Origin of the sequence: uncultured Stenotrophomonas sp., from assembly GCF_963519925.1 — a bacterium.
Lineage (GTDB): Bacteria > Pseudomonadota > Gammaproteobacteria > Xanthomonadales > Xanthomonadaceae > Stenotrophomonas > Stenotrophomonas maltophilia_AE.
Window position 1 is genome coordinate 1 of the sequence record NZ_CAUQPH010000238.1, and the last position, 3,021, is coordinate 3,021.

A 3,021-nucleotide genomic window follows, 5' to 3' on the forward strand; every position below is an offset into this window, starting at 1 on the left:
GCGCTGATGCTGGGTGCCAGCGCGGTGCAGGTCGGCACCGCGTTCCTGCGCACGCCCGAATGCGCGATCGATCCGGCGTGGTCGCAGGCGCTGGCCGTGGCCGAACCGGAAGATACCTGGCCCACTCGCGCGTTCAGTGGTCGCCTGGGCCGCGGCCTTGCCACCGCCTATGTGCGCGCCGCCGCCGACCCGGGCGCGCCGCCACCGCGCCCGTACCCCGTGCAGCGCGGCCTGACCGCGCCGATGCGCACACAGGCCAACCGCGAACATCGCATCGAGGCGATGCAGGCGTGGGCAGGGCAGTCGGCGTGGCTGGCGCCCGAGCGCCCGGCGGCCGAGGTGCTGCAGGCGATGTGGGCCGACGCGCGCGGGCTGCTGGGATGAGCGTGTACTGCAACGGCCACCGTGCCAGCGCGGACGAACTGGCGGCGGCACTGGTCAATTACGGCCACTTCACCTCCATGCAGGTGCGCGGCGGGGCGGTGCAGGGGTTGGACCTGCACCTGCGGCGCCTGCGCGAGGGCACCGGGACGCTGTTCGGCACGGTGCTGGACGGCAGCCAGGTGCAGGCGTGGATCGCGCACGCGCTGCAGGCCGAGGGCAGGGTCGACGCTTCGGTGCGGGTGACGGTGTTTTCGCAGGCGTTCGATTTCCGCCAGCCGCTGCAGGCCGTACCGGTGGATGTGCTGGTGGCGGTGTCGGCGCCGGTGACGCTATCGGCAACGGCGCGGCGCGTGCGCAGCGTGGCGTACCAGCGCGAGCTGCCCCATTTGAAGCATGTGGGCACGTTCGCCTTGTTCGAGCATCGTCGGCAGGCGCTGCAGGCCGGGTACGACGATGCGCTGTTCGTGGATGCGCAGGGTTCGATCAGCGAAGGCACCACATGGAATATCGCGTTCGGGCGTGGTGGTGAGCTGGTGTGGCCGCAGGCCCCGGCGTTGCGCGGAACGCAGGAGCGGCTGCTGCAGGCCGGGTGGGGCGGGGAACCGCAGCTGGCGCCGGTGCGGTTGGACGACCTGGCCGGGTTCGACGCGGCCATTGCCTGCAATGCGACAGGGGTGTGGCCGATCGGGAGCATTGATGGGGTGGCATTCCCCGGGTCGGAGGCAATGTGCGGCAACGCCAGGGCGGTGTTGGTGCAGGCGCCGTGGGATTCCGTGTTGGGTTGAGACCGCCTGGGCCGGCCGTTGGCCGGCCCAAGCGTTCCTTCCACCTCGCGTAACTCGCCTGAACAGCCAATTCAGGTTCCCCCGCCCGGGCAGGCTTGGAATGCCCGCACCCCGCCGCTATAATCGCCGGCTTACCGCGCCATCCTGGCGACTGGGCAATAGAGGAAGTATCACCATGGTCAAGATCCGACTGACCCGCGGCGGCGCCAAGAAGCGTCCGTTCTACCACATCATCGTGACCGACTCGCGCAGCGCGCGCGACGGCCGCAACATCGAGCGCGTTGGCTTCTACAACCCGGTCGCACAGGGTGCCGAATCGCGCATCGTGCTGGACCTGGCCAAGGTCGACGCATGGGTTGCCAACGGCGCCCAGATGACCGACAAGGTCCGCAACCTGTACAAGGAAGCGACCAAGGCCCAGGCCGTCGCGGCCTGATCCTGAAGGGCCGCGCCTGGCGCGGCCCGTCGGCATACGCAGATGAAAGATACCGAGCGCCGCATCCTGCTGGGCAGGATTGTCGGCGCTTTTGGTGTGCGAGGCGAGATCAAGCTCGAGTCCTGGACCGAGCCACGTACCGCCATCTTCAACTATCAGCCCTGGATCCTGCGGACACCCGCCGGCCAGGAGAGCACCCTCAAGGGCGCGCGCGGACGTCAGTCCGGCAAGCACCTGGTAGCGGTGTTTCCCGACGTCACCGACCGCGACGTGGTCGAAGCGATGTACGGGACCGAAGTCTATGTAGCACGCAGCGCGCTGCCGCCGCCGAAGGCCGACGAGTATTACTGGGTCGATCTGGAGGGGTTGCAGGTGAGCACCGTCGAGGGCGTCGAACTGGGCCGGGTCTCGCACCTGTTCTCGACCGGCGCCAACGACGTGCTGGTGGTGCAGGGCGACCGCGAGCGGATGATTCCATTCGTGCAGCCTGACTTCGTAGTGTCGGTGGATTTCGAGGCCAATCGCGTCATCGTCGATTGGGATCCGGAGTTCTGATCGATGCGTATTGACGTCATCACCCTGTTTCCGGAGTTCATGGCGCAGTCGGCCGCGCTGGGCGTGGTCGGCCGTGCGGCCGAACGCGGCCTGCTCGACCTGCATGGCTGGAATCCGCGTGACTACGCCGAGGGCAACTACCGCCGGGTGGACGACCGTCCCTTCGGCGGCGGCCCGGGCATGGTGATGCTGATCGAGCCGCTGCGCGCCTGCCTCGCCGCGGCCAAGGCTGCGGATCCGACCCCGGCGCCGGTGATCTACCTCAGCCCGCAGGGGCGGCCGCTGACCCAGGCCAAGGTCCGGGAACTGGCCGCGCTGCCGCGGATGATCCTGCTGTGCGGGCGCTACGAAGGCGTGGACGAACGTTTCCTGGCCGCCGAGGTGACCGAGGAGATCTCGATCGGCGATTACGTGCTGTCCGGCGGTGAGCTGGGCGCGGCGGTGATCGTGGACGCGGTGACCCGGCTGCAGGAAGGCGCCCTCAACGACGCCGAATCGGCTGCGCAGGACAGTTTCGAAGGCCCGCAGGGGCTGCTGGACTGCCCGCACTTCAGCCAGCCGGCGCACCATGCGTGGGGCGATGTGCCCGACGTGCTGCGTTCCGGCAACCACGCCGCCATCGCCCGCTGGCGCCGGCAGCAGTCGCTGCTGCGCACCGCGCTGCGTCGCCCGGACCTGCTGGACGAAGCCAGCCTGTCCAAGGCCGACCGGATCCTGCTGGAGCAGGCCAAGGCCGACCTCCCTTGACGCCTGATGGGTTCTGCATCGCCGACCGCTGACCGGCGCACGCGCTCCCACCCGGTAGCGGCGCCCCGGGGGCCGGCCCCGCGGGCCGGGGGGCCGCCCCCCCCCCCCCCCACC

Annotated in this window: 5 protein-coding genes; all 5 read left to right on the plus strand. The window is 69.8% G+C overall.

Annotation, left to right across the window (positions count from 1 at the left end; translation table 11 throughout):
* A partial coding sequence (locus RWO33_RS19960) for a nitronate monooxygenase (protein ID WP_314107183.1) occupies window positions 1-384 on the plus strand: 384 nt, incomplete at its 5' end.
* A complete protein-coding gene (locus tag RWO33_RS19965) occupies window positions 381-1,169 on the plus strand; it encodes an aminotransferase class IV family protein (RefSeq protein WP_314107185.1) in 789 nt (262 codons plus the stop codon). The genes RWO33_RS19960 and RWO33_RS19965, both read left to right, overlap by 4 nt.
* A 175-nt stretch (window positions 1,170-1,344) precedes the next feature.
* Window positions 1,345-1,605: a 30S ribosomal protein S16 gene (rpsP, locus tag RWO33_RS19970; protein ID WP_145478226.1), complete on the plus strand. Its 261-nt coding sequence runs from the start codon at window positions 1,345-1,347 to the stop codon at window positions 1,603-1,605.
* Window positions 1,606-1,647: 42 nt separating this feature from the next.
* Window positions 1,648-2,160, plus strand: a complete 513-nt coding sequence (rimM, locus tag RWO33_RS19975) for a ribosome maturation factor RimM (protein WP_145478225.1) — start codon at window positions 1,648-1,650, stop codon at window positions 2,158-2,160.
* Between the two features lie 3 nt (window positions 2,161-2,163).
* Entirely contained in the window at window positions 2,164-2,907 is a 744-nt protein-coding gene (gene trmD / locus RWO33_RS19980; protein ID WP_314107187.1) for a tRNA (guanosine(37)-N1)-methyltransferase TrmD, read from the plus strand.
* Window positions 2,908-3,021: the final 114 nt, after the last annotated feature.